Annotated in this window: 20 protein-coding genes and 1 pseudogene; 10 read left to right on the top strand and 11 right to left on the bottom strand. The window is 73.1% G+C overall.

Annotation, left to right across the window (positions count from 1 at the left end):
* The first annotated feature begins 25 nt into the window (after positions 1–25).
* The 3 genes from ACFYOP_RS13805 to ACFYOP_RS13795 all read left to right on the top strand — a co-directional run bounded on the left by ACFYOP_RS13805 (position 26) and on the right by ACFYOP_RS13795 (position 996).
* Positions 26–499: a sigma factor-like helix-turn-helix DNA-binding protein gene (locus ACFYOP_RS13805; protein ID WP_356897144.1), complete on the top strand. Its 474-nt coding sequence runs from the start codon at positions 26–28 to the stop codon at positions 497–499.
* A complete protein-coding gene (locus ACFYOP_RS13800) occupies positions 496–741 on the top strand; it encodes a hypothetical protein (RefSeq protein WP_356897142.1) in 246 nt (81 codons plus the stop codon). Before ACFYOP_RS13805 ends, ACFYOP_RS13800 begins: the two co-directional genes overlap by 4 nt.
* Positions 742–804: 63 nt before the next feature.
* Positions 805–996 carry a DUF1059 domain-containing protein gene (locus ACFYOP_RS13795; protein ID WP_356897140.1) on the top strand — a complete coding sequence of 64 codons (192 nt, stop codon included), beginning with the start codon at positions 805–807 and terminating at the stop codon, positions 994–996.
* Positions 997–1,085: 89 nt separating this feature from the next.
* Here ACFYOP_RS13795 and ACFYOP_RS13790 read toward each other — a convergent pair whose 3' ends face one another.
* On the bottom strand, positions 1,086–2,237 hold the full coding sequence (locus tag ACFYOP_RS13790; RefSeq protein ID WP_356897138.1) for a cystathionine gamma-synthase: 1,152 nt from the start codon (positions 2,235–2,237) through the stop codon (positions 1,086–1,088).
* 70 nt (positions 2,238–2,307) lie between these two features.
* Here ACFYOP_RS13790 and ACFYOP_RS13785 point away from each other — a divergent pair, with 70 nt between their 5' ends.
* The 3 genes from ACFYOP_RS13785 to msrA (ACFYOP_RS13775) all read left to right on the top strand — a co-directional run bounded on the left by ACFYOP_RS13785 (position 2,308) and on the right by msrA (ACFYOP_RS13775) (position 5,212).
* Entirely contained in the window at positions 2,308–3,411 is a 1,104-nt protein-coding gene (locus ACFYOP_RS13785; RefSeq protein ID WP_356897136.1) for a hypothetical protein, read from the top strand.
* A 101-nt stretch (positions 3,412–3,512) separates the two neighbouring features.
* A complete protein-coding gene (gene msrA / locus ACFYOP_RS13780) occupies positions 3,513–4,175 on the top strand; it encodes a peptide-methionine (S)-S-oxide reductase MsrA (protein WP_356897134.1) in 663 nt (220 codons plus the stop codon).
* A 371-nt stretch (positions 4,176–4,546) separates the two neighbouring features.
* A complete protein-coding gene (msrA, locus tag ACFYOP_RS13775; protein WP_356897132.1) occupies positions 4,547–5,212 on the top strand; it encodes a peptide-methionine (S)-S-oxide reductase MsrA in 666 nt (221 codons plus the stop codon).
* A gap of 18 nt (positions 5,213–5,230) precedes the next feature.
* On the opposite strand, the gene ACFYOP_RS13770 is transcribed toward msrA (ACFYOP_RS13775), so the two are convergent.
* Positions 5,231–5,467 (bottom strand): alpha/beta hydrolase, encoded by a 237-nt coding sequence (locus ACFYOP_RS13770; RefSeq protein ID WP_388451502.1) that lies wholly within the window; start codon positions 5,465–5,467, stop codon positions 5,231–5,233.
* 53 nt (positions 5,468–5,520) lie between these two features.
* Between ACFYOP_RS13770 and ACFYOP_RS13765 the strand changes: the two are divergent.
* The 3 genes and pseudogenes from ACFYOP_RS13765 to ACFYOP_RS13755 form a co-directional block, all read left to right on the top strand.
* A pseudogene (locus ACFYOP_RS13765) lies at positions 5,521–5,759 on the top strand (ATP-binding cassette domain-containing protein); the annotation flags it as partial.
* Positions 5,760–5,904: 145 nt separating this feature from the next.
* Positions 5,905–6,561 (top strand): ATP-dependent Clp protease proteolytic subunit, encoded by a 657-nt coding sequence (locus ACFYOP_RS13760; protein WP_356897130.1) that lies wholly within the window; start codon positions 5,905–5,907, stop codon positions 6,559–6,561.
* Position 6,562: 1 nt separating this feature from the next.
* Positions 6,563–7,168 (top strand): ATP-dependent Clp protease proteolytic subunit, encoded by a 606-nt coding sequence (locus ACFYOP_RS13755; protein ID WP_356897128.1) that lies wholly within the window; start codon positions 6,563–6,565, stop codon positions 7,166–7,168.
* Positions 7,169–7,175: 7 nt separating this feature from the next.
* Here ACFYOP_RS13755 and ACFYOP_RS13750 read toward each other — a convergent pair whose 3' ends face one another.
* From ACFYOP_RS13750 to ACFYOP_RS13735, 4 genes are all read right to left on the bottom strand, one after another.
* The gene (locus ACFYOP_RS13750) at positions 7,176–7,610 is read right to left on the bottom strand and encodes a helix-turn-helix transcriptional regulator (RefSeq protein WP_356897126.1); all 435 of its coding nucleotides are present in this window, start codon (positions 7,608–7,610) and stop codon (positions 7,176–7,178) included.
* A gap of 81 nt (positions 7,611–7,691) precedes the next feature.
* Positions 7,692–8,675 (bottom strand): GNAT family N-acetyltransferase, encoded by a 984-nt coding sequence (locus ACFYOP_RS13745; protein ID WP_356897124.1) that lies wholly within the window; start codon positions 8,673–8,675, stop codon positions 7,692–7,694.
* A 124-nt stretch (positions 8,676–8,799) separates the two neighbouring features.
* Positions 8,800–10,068 (bottom strand): Ig-like domain-containing protein, encoded by a 1,269-nt coding sequence (locus ACFYOP_RS13740; RefSeq protein ID WP_356897122.1) that lies wholly within the window; start codon positions 10,066–10,068, stop codon positions 8,800–8,802.
* A 326-nt stretch (positions 10,069–10,394) separates the two neighbouring features.
* A complete protein-coding gene (locus ACFYOP_RS13735; protein WP_356897120.1) occupies positions 10,395–10,805 on the bottom strand; it encodes a hypothetical protein in 411 nt (136 codons plus the stop codon).
* Positions 10,806–10,911: 106 nt separating this feature from the next.
* Here ACFYOP_RS13735 and ACFYOP_RS13730 point away from each other — a divergent pair, with 106 nt between their 5' ends.
* Positions 10,912–11,196 (top strand): hypothetical protein, encoded by a 285-nt coding sequence (locus tag ACFYOP_RS13730; RefSeq protein ID WP_356897118.1) that lies wholly within the window; start codon positions 10,912–10,914, stop codon positions 11,194–11,196.
* 38 nt (positions 11,197–11,234) lie between these two features.
* Here the strand turns inward: ACFYOP_RS13730 and hutH are convergent, their stop codons facing one another.
* The 5 genes from hutH to ACFYOP_RS13705 form a co-directional block, all read right to left on the bottom strand.
* Entirely contained in the window at positions 11,235–12,806 is a 1,572-nt protein-coding gene (gene hutH / locus ACFYOP_RS13725; protein WP_356897305.1) for a histidine ammonia-lyase, read from the bottom strand.
* A gap of 93 nt (positions 12,807–12,899) precedes the next feature.
* Positions 12,900–14,066, bottom strand: coding sequence for a diguanylate cyclase domain-containing protein (locus ACFYOP_RS13720; RefSeq protein WP_356897116.1), 1,167 nt, complete (start codon positions 14,064–14,066; stop codon positions 12,900–12,902).
* Positions 14,067–14,163: 97 nt separating this feature from the next.
* Positions 14,164–14,964: an enoyl-CoA hydratase-related protein gene (locus tag ACFYOP_RS13715; protein ID WP_356897114.1), complete on the bottom strand. Its 801-nt coding sequence runs from the start codon at positions 14,962–14,964 to the stop codon at positions 14,164–14,166.
* A gap of 806 nt (positions 14,965–15,770) precedes the next feature.
* Complete coding sequence (locus tag ACFYOP_RS13710; protein WP_356897112.1) at positions 15,771–16,991, bottom strand: adenylate/guanylate cyclase domain-containing protein; 1,221 nt, start codon at positions 16,989–16,991, stop codon at positions 15,771–15,773.
* Between the two features lie 134 nt (positions 16,992–17,125).
* Complete coding sequence (locus ACFYOP_RS13705) at positions 17,126–17,983, bottom strand: biotin--[acetyl-CoA-carboxylase] ligase (protein WP_356897110.1); 858 nt, start codon at positions 17,981–17,983, stop codon at positions 17,126–17,128.
* Positions 17,984–18,118 lie beyond the last annotated feature (135 nt).

Genomic DNA, 18,118 nt, shown 5'->3' with positions numbered 1-18,118 from the left:
CCGTCCACTGGCTCTATATGAGGACGTGAGCGAACGGCATTCGGCCATGGAGCGCCGCCGTGCCCGTCAGTTCGACGCGTTCGTGGCGGGCGCGGCAGGCAGGCTGCTGCACGCCGCGACGCTGCTCACCGCGGAACCCGCCACCGCCAATCCGCAAGCCCAGCGGCTGCTGACCCGCGCCCTGGCCCGTACCTACGCCGACTGGGACCGGCTGCGCGGCGAGGACCCGTACAACCGCACCCGGCAGGAACTGGCCGTCCGCTTCGCCCGCAGCGCCTGGCGCTACCACCGGGTGCGCGGCGGGGTGCTGGACCGGCTCTCCCCGCAGGAACGTCTGATCCTCGTGCTGCGGCTGCACGAGGGCGTCGCGGAGGAGCAGACGGCGGCGCTCATCGGACTACCGGCGGACCGGGTGCGGGCCATCTGCGGCCGGGCCGTCGCCGTCATACGGAGCCCCCCGCGCACTCCCCGCCCGGCCGTGCTGCGGGCGGCGTCATGAGCGGCCCCAAGGAGGACGACGTCCGGCGGATGATGGCCACCGTGCATCCGCCGGTCCCCGCCGACCTCGGACCGCGTGCGGTCGCGATCGGCGCGCGGCTGCTCCGCCGTTCGCGGATCATCCGCAGAGTGTGGCTCCTGCTGCTGCTCGCGGCGGTGATCGCGTGCTCGGTGTGGATGGCGGTGGCGGAGCCGTGGGCCGTGCCGCCCACGGACACGACGCCGCCGCTCGAAGGCTGGTGACCAGCCTTTCGTACGGATCTATCCTGGTTTGAGCGGCATCTGGAACCAGCTCAGGAGGCCCTCATGACCAGGAAAGTCGCCGACTGCCGCAACACTCCGAGCGTGTCGGGGTGCACTCTCACCATCAGCGGTGAGGAGGAGGAAGTCGTACGCGCGGCCGTGGAGCACGCCGTCTCCGTGCACGAGCACACCGACACCCCCGAGCTCCGGCAGATGGTCCGTGAATCCCTCGAGGACGAGAAGGCGGCCGTCTGAACCCGCCCCGCCGGAAAGCCCTGGGGTCCCCGGGGCGCGGGCGCGCTCCGGGGACCCCAGGAAGGTGACGGGACGTCGGGCAGGGGGCGTCAGCCCAGCGCCTGCTGGATGTCCGCCAGCAGGTCGTCCGCCGCCTCGATGCCCACGGACAGCCGGACCAGGTCCCCCGGCACCTCCAGCGCGGAGCCCACGACGGACGCGTGCGTCATCCGGCCCGGGTGCTCGATCAGCGACTCCACACCGCCCAGCGACTCGCCCAGCGTGAAGAGCTTCGCCCGGTTGCAGACCTCCAGGGCCGCCTGCTCGCCGCCCTGGACGCGGAACGAGACCATGCCGCCGAAGGACCGCATCTGCTTCGCCGCGATCTCGTGCCCGGGGTGCTCCGGCAGGCCCGGGTAGAAGACCTCGGCGACCTTCGCGTGCTTGGTCAGCATCTCCGCGATCCGGGTCGCGTTCTCGCTGTGCCGGTCCATCCGGACCGGCAGCGTCTTGATGCCGCGCAGTACCAGCCACGCGTCGAACGGCCCGGCGACCGCGCCCATCGCGTTCTGGTGATAGGCCAGTTCCTCGCCGAGACCGGCGTCGGCGGCGATCAGCCCGCCGCCCACGACGTCCGAGTGACCGCCCATGTACTTGGTCAGCGAGTGCACGACGACGTCCGCACCGAGCGCGATCGGCTGCTGCAGGTACGGGCTGGCGAAGGTGTTGTCGACGACGAGCTTCGCGCCCGCCGTGCGCGCGATGTCCGCCACGGCCGCGATGTCGGTGATGCCGAGCAGCGGGTTCGACGGCGTCTCGACCCAGATCACCTTCGTACGGTCGGTGACCGAGGCCCGCACCGCCGCCGGGTCGGAGGTGTTCGCCACGGAGAAGTCCACGCCCCAGCGCTCGACCACCTTGGCGAAGAGCCGGAAGGTGCCGCCGTAGGCGTCGTTGGGGATCACCACATGGTCGCCGGGCCGCAGCAGCGTCCGCAGCAGGCAGTCCTCCGCCGCGAGCCCGGACGCGAAGGCGAGGCCCCGCTGTCCGCCCTCGATCGCGGCGAGGTTCTCCTCCAGTGCGGTGCGCGTGGGATTGGCGCTGCGGCTGTACTCGTAGCCGCCGCGCAGGCCGCCGACGCCGTCCTGCTTGTAGGTGGACACCTGGTAGATGGGCGGGACGACCGCGCCGGTCTGCGGATCCGCCGTGTTGCCCGCATGGATGGCGCGGGTCTCGAAGCTGTGGAAGCTGTGGTCGCTCATGGCACCCGAGCGTAGTCCCGTACGGGGCAGGCCGTGGCAGTTGCCCGGATGCGTCCTGGACAATGGGCCCATGGAGATTCTCTGGTTCCTGATCGCGCTGTGCATGCTGGTCGTGGTCCTCGGCCCCTTCCTCCGGAGCCGCCGCAACCGCGTCCAGCTCGCACGGCCCGGTTCGCCGGACGCCGCCGACCCGGAGAAGTACGGCTTCGTACGCCAGGAGGAGCTGGACGTCCGGACCCCCGGACCGGACCAGGACCTCCTCGACGTGCTGGAGCTCGTCCAGCGCACCCAGGAGTGGAAGGCCGCCGCCCAGCTGCTCGCCGGCACGCCCAAGGAGGGCGAGCAGCGCTGGCAGCGCGTCCAGGCGTTCGCCGGCGCAGCCTCCCTGGAACTCGCGCAGCAGCCCGGCGTCGGCGGCGCGTGGCTGCGCAGCTGGCGCGCCGAGGCCCCGAAGGACGCGGGGGCGGCGCAGGTGCACGCCGAGTTCCTCGTCCAGCAGGCGTGGCGCACCGCCGACGTGGGCTCCGACGAGTTCCGGATCATCCTCGAGGAGGCCAGGAAGGTCTGCGGCGAGGCCGCGCTCCTCGCCCCCGGCGACCCGGTCCCGTACATCACCGAGCTGGCCGTCGCCCGCGGACTGGGCTACGGCCCCGAGCAGTTCGACCAGCTGTGGGCCAAGGTCATCGACCGCGCGCCCGAGCACATGGGCGCCCATCTCGCCGCGCTGCACCACCTGTGCGAGAAGTGGCACGGTTCCCGCGCGGAGGCGGACCACTTCGCCACCACCGCCGCGGCCCGCGCCCCGCACGGATCGCTGCTGGCCGCCCTCCCGCTCTTCGCGGTGTACGAGCACCTGCCCGAGGTGAACCTCGTGCAGTCCTTCTACCAGAGCGCGGTGGTCACCAAGGCGATCGAGGGCGCGCTCTACGCGGTGCACTCCGCCCGCCCCGACGACCCGATGCTCCCGCAGGTGCGCCACCTGCTCATCGTCTTCCTGGTCAACTCCGAGCGGTGGACCGAGGCGATGCACCAGCTCGTACGGGTCGACGGGCACGTCGGCGCGCTGCCCTGGACGACCGAGCCCGACCCGGCCGCGGCGTACGCGGTCTACCGCGCCCTGGCGGTCGCCGGCTACGAGGCGAGCGGCGGCAGCCCGGCGACCCTGCCGCACTGACAGCGCTGCCGGGGCCCGCTTGCGCGGCGGGGCCCGGCGCGGAATTCCGGACGGCGCCGGGACGTTGTCCCCGGTGCCGCCACCGTGAAGGAGAACCAGCCATGCTCTTCGGCCGTACGCCCGTGCTGCCCACCCCCGAGCAGGCCCTCAAGGGCCGCCCGGACCCGTCCTTCACCGTGCCCGACCGTCACACGGTCCTCGGCAACCCGCTGCTCGGCCCGTACCCCGCCCACCTGGCGACCGCGGACTTCGCGATGGGCTGCTTCTGGGGCGCGGAGCGGAAGTTCTGGGAGACCAGGGGCGTATGGACGACCCTCGTCGGTTACCAGGGCGGATACACCGAGAACCCGACGTACGAGGAGGCCTGCTCGGGCCTGACCGGCCACACGGAGGCGGTCCGCGTCGTCTTCGACCCGTCGGTCGTCTCGTACGAGACGCTGCTGAAGATCTTCTGGGAGTCCCACAACCCGACCCAGGGCTTCCGCCAGGGCAACGACGTGGGCACGCAGTACCGTTCGGCGATCCACACCCACTCCCCCGAGCAGGCCGCCGCGGCGAAGGCGTCCCGCGACGCGTACCAGAAGGTCCTGACCGGCTCGGGCTACGGCACGATCACCACGGAGATCCTCCCGGCGGCCGACCGCCCGTTCTACCCGGCCGAGGCGTACCACCAGCAGTACCTGGACAAGAACCCGGCAGGCTACTGCGGCATCGGCGGCACGGGGGTCTCGTGCCCGATCGGCGTGGCGAAGGCCGAGGGCTGACCCGGCCGGAGCGCCGCGGTGCGCGGCGCGGGGACTCCGGGCCGCCTGCGGAAGATAGCCTGCGTGCGGGCGGCCGTCCACCACGTTCGCCCAGCTCACGGGCCCTGGCCGGCGCTCGGCAGAGGTGGGTTGGCCGGCGCCGGGGCGGCGGGCGGTCCGGCGCCGCTGCGGGTGGCTGGTGCCTTCCGGTGGTGGCGATGCCGGGTGGCGAACGGTGGTTCGGTGGGGCTCCCGCCGTCCGCGTCCTCTGGTGCACCGCCGCCCCGTCGGCGGACAGGACGAGGACGGCCGGTCTGCAGGTGTTCGCGGGCGGGAGTCGCCGGGACAATGGGGGGCCGGGAACGTCCGCCGTCACAGGGAACGAGGGCCCCATGCTGTTCGCCAGAGGCCGGGATCTGCGTCTGCCCACGCCCGAGGAGGCACCGCCGGGGCGTCCCGCGCTCGCGTACGAGGTGCCGGAACGCCATGCCGTGCTGGGCACTCCGCTGCAGGGGCCCTGGCCGGAGGGGCTGGAGGTCGCCGAGTTCGCCCTCGGCTGCTTCTGGGGCGCCGAGCGCCGGTTCTGGCAGACGTCCGGCGTCTGGACCACCGTGACCGGCTTCCAGGGCGGGCACACCCCGAACCCGGTCGACGACGAGATCCGCACCGGGCTGACCGGGCACGCGGAGACCGTCCGCGTGGTGTTCGATCCGGCGAAGGTGTCGTACGACGATCTGCTCAGGCTGTTCTGGGAGTCGCACGACCCCACGCAGGGCTTCCGGCAGGGCAACGACACCGGCACCCACGTCAGGTCGCTCCTCTTCACCCGCACCCCGGCCCGGGCCGCCGCCGCGGAGGCGTCCCGCGACGCGTACCAGAAGGCCCTGTCCGCCGCCGGGTACGGGCCGATCACCACGGAGATCCTGCCGTCCGGGGAGCACCCGTTCTATCCGGCGCGGGCGTACCACCAGCAGTATCTGGCCCGGAATCCGGCCGGCTACTGCGGCGCCGGCGGCACGGGGGTCTCGTGCCCGGCCTGGGCCGTGCGGACCCGCTGAGGCGCGGGGTCCGCGGCGTCAGGCGGCGGCGCGGCCGGTGAACGGTTCGCCCGGGGTCGGGTACCAGGCCAGGACGGACGGCCAGGCACCGTATCCGGCGTCGAGGTCGAGGTGCGCGCCGCCCGGGACGACGTCGGTGTCGAGGCCGAGCGGGCGGCCGAAGTGCCGCTCCGTACCGCCCGGGCAGTAGGGGTCGCCGTCGCCGGCCACGAGCCGCGTGACAGCGGCGGCCGCGCGGACCTCATGCGTGAACACGCCCCATCGGCGTTGGCCCAATTGACCATGAAGGACGTCTCGAAGGCGTATGCCTCGCCGCATACGGCGAACTGCTCACGGCCTTCGAGGAACGCGGCGGCTACCAGGCCGACGCCGCGCCCGCGTCGACGTCGCCCTGCACGGTCTCGGCCTTGCCGGGATCGGACGGGGGCGAAGTCTGCGGACGCTCTCCGGCGGTGAGCAGTCGCGGCTGGCGCTGGCGGGCGTGCTGGCCGCCGCGCCGGAGCTGCTGCTGCTCGACGAGCCGACGAGCTGCGCGCGGGACGCGGCCCGTGGGGTGACCGGGTCTGGTGGGCGGGACCTCTGCCCGTAGCGAATCTGCTGCGGGCAGAGGTTTCTGACAGAGCGGCGGCGGCGGCCGGACAGTGGGAGGACCGCGGCGGGCCGTCGTCGCGGACCACCACGAGGAGGCCCCGATGCCACCGCTCGCCCCGTACCCGTACGAGCCGTTCCCGCGGGCCGCCGACGGGGACACGCCCCCGTCGCGGTTCGACGACCATCTGGCCGCCCAGCTGCTGGCGCAGCGGATCGTGTTCCTCGGGACGCAGGTCGACGAGGTGTCCGCGAACCGGGTCTGCGCGCAGTTGCTGCTGTTGTCGGCCGAGGACCCGAGGAGCGACATCAGCCTCTACATCAACAGCCCCGGCGGCTCGGTGACGGCCGGGCTGGCGATCTACGACACGATGCGGCTGATCCCGAACGACGTGTCGACGCTCGCGATGGGCTTCGCCGCGAGCATGGGTCAGTTCCTGCTCACGGTCGGCACGGCGGGCAAGCGCTTCGCGCTGCCGAACGCGCGGATCATGATGCACCAGCCGTCCGCCGGGATCGGCGGCACGGCCGCGGACATCGCGATCCAGGCCGAGAACCTGGAGTTCACGAAGAAGGCCGTCGAGCGGATCACCGCGGAGCACACCGGCCGGAGCGAGGAGACGATCTCGCGCGACGGCGACCGCGACCGGTGGTTCACGGCCGCGCAGGCGAAGGAGTACGGCATGGTCGACCACGTCGTCGAGGCGCTGGCGGACGTCCGGCCGGCCGGACCGGCCCGGCGTATCGGGCTGGGGAGCTGACATGGGCCAGTACACGATCCCGAACGTCGTCGAGCGCACCCCGCAGGGCGAACGGTCCTACGACGTCTTCAGCCGGCTGCTGTCCGAGCGGATCATCTTCCTGGGCACGGAGATCGACGACGGTGTGGCGAACGTCGTCATCGCCCAGCTGCTCCACCTGGAGTCGTCGAGTCCGGACACGGAGATCGCGATCTACCTCAACTCGCCCGGCGGCTCCTTCACTTCGCTGATGGCAATCTACGACACGATGTCGTTCGTGCGTGCGCCGATCTCCACGTTCTGCGTCGGCCAGGCCGCCTCGACGGCGGCGGTGCTGCTGGCCGGCGGGGACCCGGGGCGGCGGTTCGTCCTCGAGCACGCGCGGGTACTGCTCGGGCAGCCGGCGAGCGCCGGCCGGCAGGGCACGGTCTCCGACCTCAGCCTGCAGGCCAAGGAGATGCTGCGGATCCGCTCCCAGGTGGAGGAGGTGCTGTCCCGGCACACGCACCACGAGGTGGCGGCCCTGCGTGCCGACATGGACCGGGACAAGGTGTTCACGGCCCCCGAGGCCGTGGCGTACGGCCTCGCGGACGAAGTGCTGAGCCGCCGGGCCCCGGGCCGGGCCTGACCCGCCGTCACGCCGCCAGGCGCACGTCCCCCGGCAACGCGGCCCGCGCCTCGGGCCGGCTCAGCGGGACCGTGGCCGAACGGACCGCCGTGGAACGGACCGTGGCCGAACGGACCGTGGTGACGCGGGCCGGGCGGACGAGCTCGCGATGGGTCAGGGCGAGTAGATCGGCGAGCCCGTAGCCGAGCGCGTGCGCGGCCGCGGCCAGGACCTCCGAGGAGGCCTCCTTGCGGCCGCGTTCGAGCTCGGAGAGGTACGGGACGGAGATCCGGGCGGCGTCGGCCACATCCTTGAGCGTGCGCTCCTGCGCCAGCCGCTCCCGCCGCAGAACACCCCCGACGACGTGCCGCCACAACGGCTCCCTGCCGCCGCGGCCCGACGCGGGCCCCGCGGCCGGACGCAGGGGAACGACACGGTCTCGGTTCGTCTCGTCACTGCTCATCGCCCCAGCCTAGAAGCGCCCGGCCCGCCCGGGCAGCACCCGCGGTTGCGCCCGGGGCGAAACGACCGCGGCCGGCGGCGCTCACAGCGTCGCCTGGAAGTAGCCGATGTCGCGCTCGCGCGTATGGCCCAGCCGGTCGTTGACGGCGAGCATGGGGCCGTTCTCGTCGGCGACCGTCGTGGCGATCTGCCGGACGTGGGGGCACCGGTCGGTCAGCACGGACGTCATGTGGCGCTTGACGGCCAGGCCGAGGCCGCGGCCGCGGTGGGCGGGGAGCACGACCGTGTCGTACTGGAGGGCGCGGACGTCGGAGGGGTCGCGCAGCACCAGTTCGGTGTAGGCGGCGACGGTGTCGGCGCCGTCCGCGGTGTGGAGGACCGCCGCGGAGAGGAGGACGCCGCCGCGGTCACCGATCACACGGGCCGCCGCCCGCACCCGGGCGGCGTCCCACTTGGGGGCGCTCAAGGCGACGTCGCCCATGGGCGCGTCCTCCATGGCGTCGTGGGCCTCGGCGAACGCGTCGGCGAGCGTGTCCGGGACGACGCCGGTCCAGTGGGCGTAGGCGTATCCGTCGGGCAGCGCGGGGTGGGCGGCGGGCGCGGCGGGGACGTCCTGGACGTACCAGGCCAGCGGCAGGGCGTTGGCGAGGCCGTGGCGGACGGCGAACGCCTCGCCCGGGCCGCCGAGTTCGACGACGGTGGTGACCGATGTGCGGCCGTCCGCGGCGAGTTCGGCGCGCAGGGCCTCCCAGAGCCTGGTGCCGACGCCGCGCCGTCTGGCCTGCGGACGGACGGCCAGCTGGTCGAGGAAGGCGGTGTGCCGGTTGTTCTCGTCGGTGAACAGCACGGCCGTCGCCACGCCGTCGTACGAGCCGTCGGCGGCCACGGCCACCCGGTGCAGGGCCCGGGAGTTCACGGACGGCGTCCGCAGCTTCCCCTCGGTCTCGACGCGACCGGGCGGGGGCACGTGCGCGGGCAGGTCGTGGAGATGCGCGGCATGGACCACGGCGTGCCAGGCGTCGACGGCGGGTCCCGGCAGGGGCGTGGGGAGGCTGGTGACGGTCATACGGGGACGCTACGAGCCCGGAGGGCCCGTCCGCTCGGAATTTCACGCCGGCCCGGGCGGGGGCGGAAAAAGCGCGGTGGCGGCGCCCTTCGCGGGCGCCGCCACCGTACGGGTCGGGAGCGGGTCAGACGGCCGAGCCGGCCTTCCACTGCGCCCAGTCCATGTTCCAGCCGTTCAGGCCGTTGTCCGGCTTGATCGTGGTGTCCTTGGAGTTCTTGACGATGACGACGTCGCCGATGAGCGAGTTGTCGTAGAACCAGGCGGCGGGCTGGTTCTTGTCGCCGGCGCCCTTGACGTCGTTCAGGCCGACACAGCCGTGGCTGGTGTTGGCGCTTCCGAAGACCGAGTCCGGGCCCCAGTAGTTGCCGTGGATGAAGGTGCCCGACGTGGACAGCCGCATGGCGTGCGGCACGTCCTTGATGTCGTACTCGCCCTTGCCGTCGTCGTCGGTGAAGCCGACCGTCGCACCGTTCATCCGGGTCTCCTTGAACTTCTCGGAGATCACCATCTGACCGTTGTAGGTCGGGTTCTCCGAGGAGCCGGCGGAGATCGGAATGGTTTTGACCGTCTTGCCGTCCTGCGTGATCGTCATCATCTTCGTGGACGCGTCGACGGTCGAGACCTGGTTGCGGCCGATCTTGAAGGTGACCGTCTTCTGCTGCACGCCGTACACGCCGTCGGCGCCCTCGACGCCGTCCAGCGCGAGCTTGAGCGTCACGGTGGAGCCCTCGGCCCAGTACTTGTCGGGGCGGAAGTCCAGCCGCTGGCTGTTGAACCAGTGGCCGACGACCTCCTGGCCGCTGCTGGAGCTCACGCTGATCCCGGACTGGACGGCCTTGCGGTCCGTGATCGCCTTGTTGAAGTTGATCGAGACCGGCATGCCGACGCCGACGGTGGAACCGTCCTCCGGCGTGAAGTTGCCGATGAAGCTGTTGTCGGGCGACACGGTGGTGAACGACGCGTTCTCGTGCGCCTCCCGGCCGGCCGAGTCCTTCGCCGTGGCGGCGATCTTGTACGTGGTGGAGCGCTCGAGCTGGGCGTCCGGCTTCCAGCTCGTGCCGTCCTCCGCGAGCGTCCCCTCGACCGGGGTGCCGTCCTTGGTGGTCATGGTGACCTCGGTCAGGGTGCCGTCGGCGACGGTGACCTTGGCCGCGTTGTTGATGCTCGCGTTCGTCGCGCCGTTCTCGGGCTCGATCGCTATTCGCGCCTTCGAGACCTCCTTGGCGGCGGCCTCGTCGATCTGCGCCTGTGACGTCTTGTTGTTCTCGGCAGCCGGGTCCTTGCCGTCTTCCCCGCCGCTGCAGGCCGACAGGACCAGCACGCCCCCGAGCACCGCGGATGCGACCTTGAGGCCGCTGCGCCGCTTGCTGTCCGTCATCACACGCTTCTCCATCGCTGCCGAGTCCCCTGACCAACCACTACGGACAACCCCATTCCAGGGCATCCGGTTCCACATCCGTGAAAGATGTGGGGAACAACACTCGTCGAGCACGTCCGAGGACACCCGGTCCGCCGGACACACTCTCCCCACCACACTGATCGACGCTCCAACCGCCTCATCGGTTGCACGGCGACCCGTCCGGGTTTCGCTTCTTCGATTGTCGCTCCCGCTCCTACGGCACGGAAGGGAGCGGGCCCCGGTTCGCCTTCCCGGCCGGCCGAGGCCCGAAGCCTGCCGCATGCCGCCGCTTTGTGCGATCCACGGCACATCGCGCCGCGTCAGGACCGCGGGTCGTCCTTGTCGATGTCGGTTTCCGTGTCGAGCAGCGGGTAACCGTCGGGACCGCCCGCGTAACCGTCCACCGCCTCGTCGTCATCGTCGTCGTCGGCGTCGAGCTGCCAGTCGTCGGAGTCCGGGTCGTACTCGATCTCCTCGCTGCTCCAGGACGCCTGGGCCAGCTCGATTCCGGGGACCGCGCTGACCAGGTCGAACGGGTCGACGAGATAGGCCAGGGCCTCCGCGTCGTCCTCCCGCACCGCGGACTGCGCATGCGTCCGCTCCGCGCCGGGCATGAACTCGTCGGCGGCGATCCGCTCGAGCGCCGCACCGGTCAGCGCCCCGGAGTCGTCGACCTCGATCACCAATTCCACTCGTAGCCGCACATACCGTGATGTCTCAGAGATGCTCATACGACGGAGCGTATGGCGGGGGACCCGCGGCTTTCCCACGACCCGCTGCGTTCACTAGCATCTGCCCACCGGCCAATCCCAGGATGCCTCGAGGGGGACCGACTCCGTGTCCGTCGCACGTCGACCGCTGCTCACCGCCATCGCCGCAGGGACGGTGCTGTGCGCGCTGTGGTTCGTTCCCTCGGCGAACGCCACTGCCGAGGATCCGGAACGGCCGGCGGGGGCCTCCTCCGGCGCGGTGACGCAGCAGGCCGGCCAGGAACGGCTGCTGCTGGCCGAGACGGGCACCGTGGACACCACCCCGTATGTGATCGGCGGCTCGGCGTTCCTCGCCGTCGGGGCGGGCTTCGTCGGCTTCTCGATGCGCGGCGGCGCGTCCGGCGCCTCCTGAAGCCCCCGGCGGCACGCAGGCCGCCGGGGAGCGGCGCGTCAGGCCAGCGGGCCGGTCACCGGCTCGACGGCGGCGACGAGGAGCCCGTCCCGCACGAACGCGTCCGCCGCCTCCAGGTCGGGCGCGAGGAAGCGGTCCGGACCGGGGCCCTGGACGCCTGCCGCGCGCAGCGCCTCGATGGCGGCCTGCGACGCGGGGGCCGGGGTGAGATGGCGGCGCAGCTCGATGGCGCGGGTCGCCGCGTACAGCTCGACGGCGATGATCCGGCTCAGGTTGCCGACGGCGGTACGCAGTTTCCGGGCGGCGGACCAGCCCATGGAGACGTGGTCCTCCTGCATGGCGGAGGACGGGATGGAGTCGACGGACGCCGGGACGGCGAGCCGCTTCAGCTCGCTGACCAGGGCGGCCTGCGTGTACTGGGCGATCATCAGCCCGGAGTCGACGCCCGCGTCGTCCGCGAGGAACGGCGGCAGGCCGTGGCTGCGGTTCTTGTCGAGCAACCGGTCGGTGCGGCGCTCGGCGATCGAGCCGAGGTCGGCGGCGGCGATGGCGAGGAAGTCCAGGACGTAGGCGACCGGAGCGCCGTGGAAGTTCCCGTTGGACTCGACACGGCCTCCCCCAGAACCTCCTGCCTGGGAGGGACCCCCGAGCAGGACCACGGGGTTGTCGACGGCCGAGGCCAGCTCGCGCTCGGCGACCAGCCGGGCGTGGGCCATGGTGTCGCGTCCGGCACCGGCGACCTGCGGGGCGCAGCGCACCGAGTAGGCGTCCTGGACGCGGGGCGCCGCTTCCTCCTGGAAGTGGCCGGTGAGCCCGGAGCCCTTGAGGACGGCGAGCATGTTCGCCGCGGAGGCGCCCTGCCCGGGGTGGGGGCGGATGGCGTGCAGTTCGGGTGCGAGGACCTTCTCGGTGCCGAGCAGGGCCTCCAGCGTCAGCGCCGCGGTAATGTCGGCCGACTTGTAGAGGCGGTCGAGGTCGGCGAGGGCCATGACCAGCATGCCGAGCATGCCGTCGGTCCCGTTGAGGAGGGCCAGGCCCTCCTTCTCGCGCAGCTCGACGGGGGCGATGCCGTGCTCCGCGAGCAACTCGTCCGCGGGGCGCACGACGCCGTCGGGGCCCTCGGCGTCGCCCTCGCCCATGAGCGCGAGCGCGCAGTGGGACAGCGGGGCGAGGTCGCCGGAGCAGCCGAGGGAGCCGTACTCGTGGACGACGGGCGTGATGCCCGCGTTGAGCACGTCGGCCATGGTCTGCGCGACCTCGGGGCGCACGCCGGTGCGGCCGGAGCAGACGGTCTTGAGGCGGAGGAACATCAGCGCGCGGACGACCTCGCGCTCGACGCGCGGTCCCATGCCGGCGGCGTGCGAGCGCACGATGTTGCGCTGGAGCTGCACGCGGAGTTCGGGGCTGATGTGGCGGGTGGCGAGGGCGCCGAATCCGGTGGAGACGCCGTACACGGGCTCGGGCCTGGCGGCCAGCGCGTCCACGACGGCGCGGGCCTCGGCGAGGGCGGCGAGTGCCTCGCCGGAGAGCTCGATACGGGCGCCGTGGCGGGCCACGGCGATGACGTCATCGGCGGTGGTACCGGACGTCCCCACCACGACTGTTTGCATATCCATATTCAGCAGCGTACGGACTGAATCCAAACCTGTCACCATCAGCGGGCAGGTTGACCCCTTACCGGCCGGTACCGGACCGCGGGGCCGTCAGGGCTCGCTCCACGGCTCCTCCTCCACCTCCTCCGGGCGGGCGTCCCGGAACCGGCGGCGGTCCTGCGGGGAGCGCGGCGGCGAGTCGGCGAGCCGCATCACCGTGCCGTCCCGGCCGGCCACGACCGGCTGCGGGGAGCGCGCCGCCTTGGCCCGGTACTGGGCCGCGTCCGCCAGCCGGAAGAGCCGCCGGGCGGAGCGCACCTCGCCGATCGGGTCACCGGTCGACGCGACCCCGCACGCGACGCCCTCGCCCAGCTCCAAGTCCTTCGCCCGGACACACAGTTGCCCGGCGACGTCGACCACCTCGTCGGCGGACGGGCCCACCGTGACCAGGCAGAACTCGTCACCGCCGAGCCGGGCCGCCAGCGCGCCCGGCAGCATCGCCCCGCACAGCGACAGGACGGAGCCGAACCGCTCCAGCAGCCGGTCGCCGACCGCGTGCCCCTGGGTGTCGTTCACCCGCTTCAGCCCGTTGACGTCGCACACCACCAGACTGACGACCGCGCCGTCCGCCCGGTGCCGCTCCAGCGCCTCGTCGAGCCGGGTGTCGACCGCGCGGCGGTTGGCGAGGCCGGTGAGGGGGTCGGTGAACGCGAGCCTGCGCACCTCTTCGAGCCGCTCGGTCTGCGCGATACCGGCCGCCACGACGGACGCCAGCACGGTCGCGAAATCGGCGTCCTCCCGGCCGAACACCGCGGCCGACTCCGGCCGGGCCACATACAGCTCCCCCCACGCCCTGCCGTGCAGCACGATCGGCGCGACGACGCAGCAGCCGCGGCCGCGGCGGCGCAGCGCGGCGACCCTCTGGTGGCAGTAGCCGTGCCCGGGCGTCGCGGGGCCCGCCGCCGTCTCCACCCAGGCCTCCGGCTCACCGCCGCCGGCCCAGCGTTCGTGGAGGAACTCGGTGATCTCGGGGAAACGATTCACCGGGTACGCCTCGGACTCGGGGAACTCCTCTTCCTCCGGCGCGCGTTCGCCCGCGTTCACCAGCACCCGCAGCCGTCCGCGCTCCCGTTCCCACACGGACAGCGCCGCGAACGACCCGGCGAGCGCGCCGCAGGCCCCGACGGCCGCCGCCCGCCAGGACTCACGCGGCGTCTGAGCCGCGGCCATCGCCTGCGCCAGCGCCACCACGGCTCGCAACCGCCCATCCACAGCCATCCACCCAGCTTAGGGAGGTTTCCACCGATTCGATCAGTTGAAGGGGCCCGGGTCGCGGACCCGGGCCGCCGTCGTCGCCGTGGACTCGCTCACTCGCTCACTCGCCGGGCCACTGCGGCTTCCGCTTCTCGTTGAACGCGGCGACACCCTCCGCCCGGTCCCCGGAGAACGCCGTCGCCCGCCACGCCGCGTCCTCGACCTCCAGCCCGGCGCGCAGGTCCAGCCCGTGCCCGAGCCGCATGGCCCTCTTCGCGTTGCGCAGCCCCACCGGCGAGTTCGCGGCCATCCGGGCGGCGAGCGCGAGCGCCTCGGTACGGGCGTCCTCCGCGAGTACGTCGACCAGCCCCAACTCCCTTGCCTCCGCGGCCTCCACGCGCCGCGCCGTGAAGACGAGCTCCGCGGCGCGGGCGGCCCCGACCCTGCGCGGCAGCAGCTGCGTACCGCCACCGCCGGGGATCACGCCGACGGACACCTCGGGCAGACCGACGACCGCGGTCGCGTCGGCGACGATCACGTCGCACGACAGCGCCAGCTCGAAGCCCCCGCCGAGCGCGAAGCCGTGCACGGCGGCGACGGTCGGCATCGGCAGCTCCAGCACCCCGGTGTACGCGCCACGGGTGGTCGGCCGCTGGCGCGACAGGTCGGCGTCCGTGAAGGAGTTGCGCTCCTTCAGGTCGGCGCCGACGCAGAAGGCCCGCTCACTGGTGGAACTGAGCACCCCCACCCGCACCTCCCGGTCCGCCGCGAGCGCGTCACAGGCGGCCCGGATGGAGCGCGCCATCTCCGTGGAGACGGCGTTCATGGCCTTGGGGCGGTCGAGGACGAGCTCGGCGACGTGGCCGTGGGCGTGCTTGCGGATGGCGACGAATTCTCCGAACCGCTGCTCGGACTCCGACATGAGGCACCCTCCCGGTTAACGATGGTTCACGGGATCATATGCGGGGTGGCGGGGCGGGCGGCGGGTGCGGTGACCGCTGCGCGGACCTGTTCCCCACCCCGCCCCTTCCCGAACCGGGGCAGGCCCCGGACCCCGGACCCCGTTCCGCGCTCCGCGCGGTGGCCTCGAACTCGCCCCACGGCCTGGCGGCCGTGGGTGGGGCCCCTCCCACGCGGCCAGGCGTAGGGGGAGTGCCCCAGGCCGGGCTGGATTTCGCTCCACGAAATCAGCCCTGCGGGCGCTCAAGCCGCCGGACCCGGCACGGAGCCGGGCAACTCCAGCCCCGCCGGCGCTTGAGGCACGGGGTTCGGGGCGGAGCCCCGACGGGACCGGCAAGTTCCAGCCCCCGCCTCGGGGTCCCCACGGCCGCCAGGCCGCAGGGGGAGATGAGGCCACCGCGCGGAGCGCTACCGGTCCCGGGCGAAACCCGGCCCGCCCGCCCAGCCGCACGGGGGCCTTGGAGGCCAGCCCCCCAAAGCACCGGTCCCGGGCAGAGCCCGGCCCGCCGCCCAGCCGCACGGGCCCCTTGAAGCGCAGCCCCCAAAGCACCGGTCCCGGGCGAAACCCGACCCGCCGCCCAGCCGCACGGGCCCCTTGAAGCGCAGCCCCCAAAGCACCGGTCCCGGGCAGAGCCCGGCCCGCCGCCCGGAGGGCGGTACGGGGTCCGGGCGGCGGGCCGGGTTGCGGGAAGGTGGGGTCCCCCGCGGCCGACAGGCCGCAGGGGGAGGGCAGGGGAACAAGCCCGCCGGGCAGGCGCAGCGGGCGCGTCAGGACGGTCGGCGCGTCAGGAGCCACGGCTCCACCACGCCCAGCCCCCGCACCGGCCGCTGCCACATCGGCTGGAGCGCGAAGCGGTACACCGGCACCTCGCGGCCCTCCTTCTCCGCCTTGGCCGCTTCCTCCGCCGCCTCCGCCTCGGAGGCCGGCGCGTCGCCGGTGCGGATCAGTTCCTCGGCGAACGCCCCGTCCACCAGCAGCGCGTCCTTCGGCGCTATCGACGTCAGCCGGCTCGCCAGGTTCACCGTCGTACCGAAGACGTCGCCCATCCGCGTCGTGACCGTCCCGAAGGCGATGCCCACCCGCAGGGCGGGCATCGACTCGTCGTCGGTCATCGTCTCGATGAGCCGGAGCGCGATCTCCGCCGCCGTGCCGGCGTCGTCCGCCGCGTACAGGACCTCGTCGCCGAGGGTCTTGATCAGCCGGCCGCTGTGCGCGGCCACCAGGTCCGCGCAGGTGGTCTCGAACGACTCGACGAGTTCGCCGAGCTCCTCCTCCTCCAGCCGGCGGGTCAGCCGGGTGAAGCCGACGAGGTCGGCGAAGGCGACGGCGAGGCGGCGGTCGACCATCTCCTCGTCGTCCGCGGCCTGCACGACCCGGCCGGTCGCGGCCGCGAGCTGGCGCCGCCAGACGTAGACCAGGAACTCCTCGAGCTCGGGCAGCAGCAGCTCGACCAGCGGATAGGTGACCTCGGTGCGGGTCATGCCCGGCTCCGGCGGCTCGGTCAGCCCTTCCAGGAAGGAGTCGATCTGCCAGTCGGCGAGCCGGGCGGTGGTCTGCCCGGTCGAGCGGGCGACCTGGACGGCCATCGGCTCGCTGAGCAGGCCCGCCTCCACCAGACCGGCCAGCCGCCGCAGAGCGAGCACGTCCGCCTCGGTGAGGGCCTTGGCCTGTCCGATGTCGGCGAAGCCCATGGCCCGCCAGAAGCGGGCGGCGAGTTCCATGGAGACACCGGCGGTACGGGCGGCCTGGAAGGCGGTGTAGCGGCGCTCGGCGCCGAGGATCAGCTGTTCGAGGCGGATGGCCAGCGGGTCGTCGGACGGCTCCGCCGTGTGGTCGACCTCGTGGTGCGGCGTCGGATGCACCGCCCCGGAGCCGGACCCCGGGCCGGAGCCCGAAGCGCCCTGCCCCGACGAAGCGGCGGACGCACCGGAAGAGCCGTCCGACGGCGGCTGCGCGCCCGCGCCGGAAGTGGTGTCGTCGACGGTCACCAGCCGCCTCCTGCCCGTTCCCTGCGCAATGCCCTGCCGATCTGTCGCGCGATCGCCTCAACGATACGGCAGGTGTGCCCCAGCTCACGTCCCGGCGGCGAAGGAGGTTCGAGTCCGCGTGGGCCCGGCGTCCGTCAGCCCGCCGGCCGCAGGTGAACGATGTCGCCCGCGCTCACGGGCTGCCGTTCCCCGCTCTCGGTGGCCAGCACCAGCCTGCCGTCGCCGTCCAGCGCGACCGCCTCGCCGGTGACGGCCGTGCCGCCGGGCAGTTCGGCGCGCACCCGGCGGCCCAGGGTGGCGCAGCCCGCCACGTACGCCTCCTGGAGTCCGCAGGCCGACGGGTCGCCGACGACGGTGCGCCAGTCGGTGTACCACTTCTCCAGCGAGCGCAGCACGGCCCGCAGCAGCGGGTCGCGGTCGGTGGACACGGCGTTCGCGAGACCCAGCGATCCCGCCCCGGGGACGGGCAGCTCGTCGGCGCGCAGGGACACGTTGATGCCGAGGCCGAGCACCACCGCGTCGTCCCCGGCGCGCTCCAGCAGGATGCCGCCGGTCTTGCGCTCCTCGCCGTCCACGGTCACCAGCAGGTCGTTGGGCCATTTGAGGGACATGTCGACGCCGGCGGCCCGTGCGAGTCCGCTCGCGGCGGCGACGCCGGCGAGCAGCGGCAGCCAGCCCCAGCGGGTCACGGGCACGTCGGGACCGGGCCGCAGGAGTACGGAGAAGAAGAGGCCGGAGCGGGCGGGCGCGGTCCAGGCGCGGTCCAGCCGGCCCCGCCCCGAGGTCTGCTCCTCGGCGATCAGTACGGCTCCCTCGGGCAGGGACGCGGCCCGTGCCGCCAGGTCGGAGTTGGTGGAACCGGTGGCCGTCACCACGTCCAGGGAGGTCCACAGACCGCCGGGCACGACGACGCCGCGGCGCAGAGCGGCGATGTTCAGAGGCGGCCGGTCGAGGTCGGACCAGCGGCTCTCGGGCGCATTCGGAGGCGTCATGCAAGCCAGCGTAGGTGTGGCAAACACCGCACTGCCGAACCGTATCCGCGCCGATACGCTACGAGCCAGTAGCAAACGATCGTCAACCGTCCCCTTGAGTCCAGTCCCCGTTAAGCCGTCCCCGTGACCAGCCAG

It is taken from the genome of Streptomyces sp. NPDC006294 (assembly GCF_042870895.1).
Taxonomy (GTDB): domain Bacteria; phylum Actinomycetota; class Actinomycetes; order Streptomycetales; family Streptomycetaceae; genus Streptomyces.
The sequence above is the reverse complement of the archived record's forward strand: the minus strand, read 5'-3'. Positions and strand labels throughout refer to the sequence as shown.

Coding starts and splice junctions, on each gene's coding strand:
- ACFYOP_RS13785 (WP_356897136.1), top strand. CDS start 2,308: ATGGAGATTCTCTGGTTCCTGATCGCGCTGTGCATGCTGGTCGTGGTC.
- ACFYOP_RS13800 (WP_356897142.1), top strand. CDS start 496: ATGAGCGGCCCCAAGGAGGACGACGTCCGGCGGATGATGGCCACCGTG.
- ACFYOP_RS13715 (WP_356897114.1), bottom strand. CDS start 14,964: ATGTCGGAGTCCGAGCAGCGGTTCGGAGAATTCGTCGCCATCCGCAAG.
- ACFYOP_RS13740 (WP_356897122.1), bottom strand. CDS start 10,068: ATGGAGAAGCGTGTGATGACGGACAGCAAGCGGCGCAGCGGCCTCAAG.
- ACFYOP_RS13760 (WP_356897130.1), top strand. CDS start 5,905: ATGCCACCGCTCGCCCCGTACCCGTACGAGCCGTTCCCGCGGGCCGCC.
- hutH (WP_356897305.1), bottom strand. CDS start 12,806: ATGCAAACAGTCGTGGTGGGGACGTCCGGTACCACCGCCGATGACGTC.
- ACFYOP_RS13745 (WP_356897124.1), bottom strand. CDS start 8,675: ATGACCGTCACCAGCCTCCCCACGCCCCTGCCGGGACCCGCCGTCGAC.
- ACFYOP_RS13795 (WP_356897140.1), top strand. CDS start 805: ATGACCAGGAAAGTCGCCGACTGCCGCAACACTCCGAGCGTGTCGGGG.
- ACFYOP_RS13790 (WP_356897138.1), bottom strand. CDS start 2,237: ATGAGCGACCACAGCTTCCACAGCTTCGAGACCCGCGCCATCCATGCG.
- msrA (WP_356897134.1), top strand. CDS start 3,513: ATGCTCTTCGGCCGTACGCCCGTGCTGCCCACCCCCGAGCAGGCCCTC.
- ACFYOP_RS13720 (WP_356897116.1), bottom strand. CDS start 14,066: ATGGCTGTGGATGGGCGGTTGCGAGCCGTGGTGGCGCTGGCGCAGGCG.
- msrA (WP_356897132.1), top strand. CDS start 4,547: ATGCTGTTCGCCAGAGGCCGGGATCTGCGTCTGCCCACGCCCGAGGAG.
- ACFYOP_RS13705 (WP_356897110.1), bottom strand. CDS start 17,983: ATGACGCCTCCGAATGCGCCCGAGAGCCGCTGGTCCGACCTCGACCGG.
- ACFYOP_RS13755 (WP_356897128.1), top strand. CDS start 6,563: ATGGGCCAGTACACGATCCCGAACGTCGTCGAGCGCACCCCGCAGGGC.
- ACFYOP_RS13735 (WP_356897120.1), bottom strand. CDS start 10,805: ATGAGCATCTCTGAGACATCACGGTATGTGCGGCTACGAGTGGAATTG.
- ACFYOP_RS13750 (WP_356897126.1), bottom strand. CDS start 7,610: ATGAGCAGTGACGAGACGAACCGAGACCGTGTCGTTCCCCTGCGTCCG.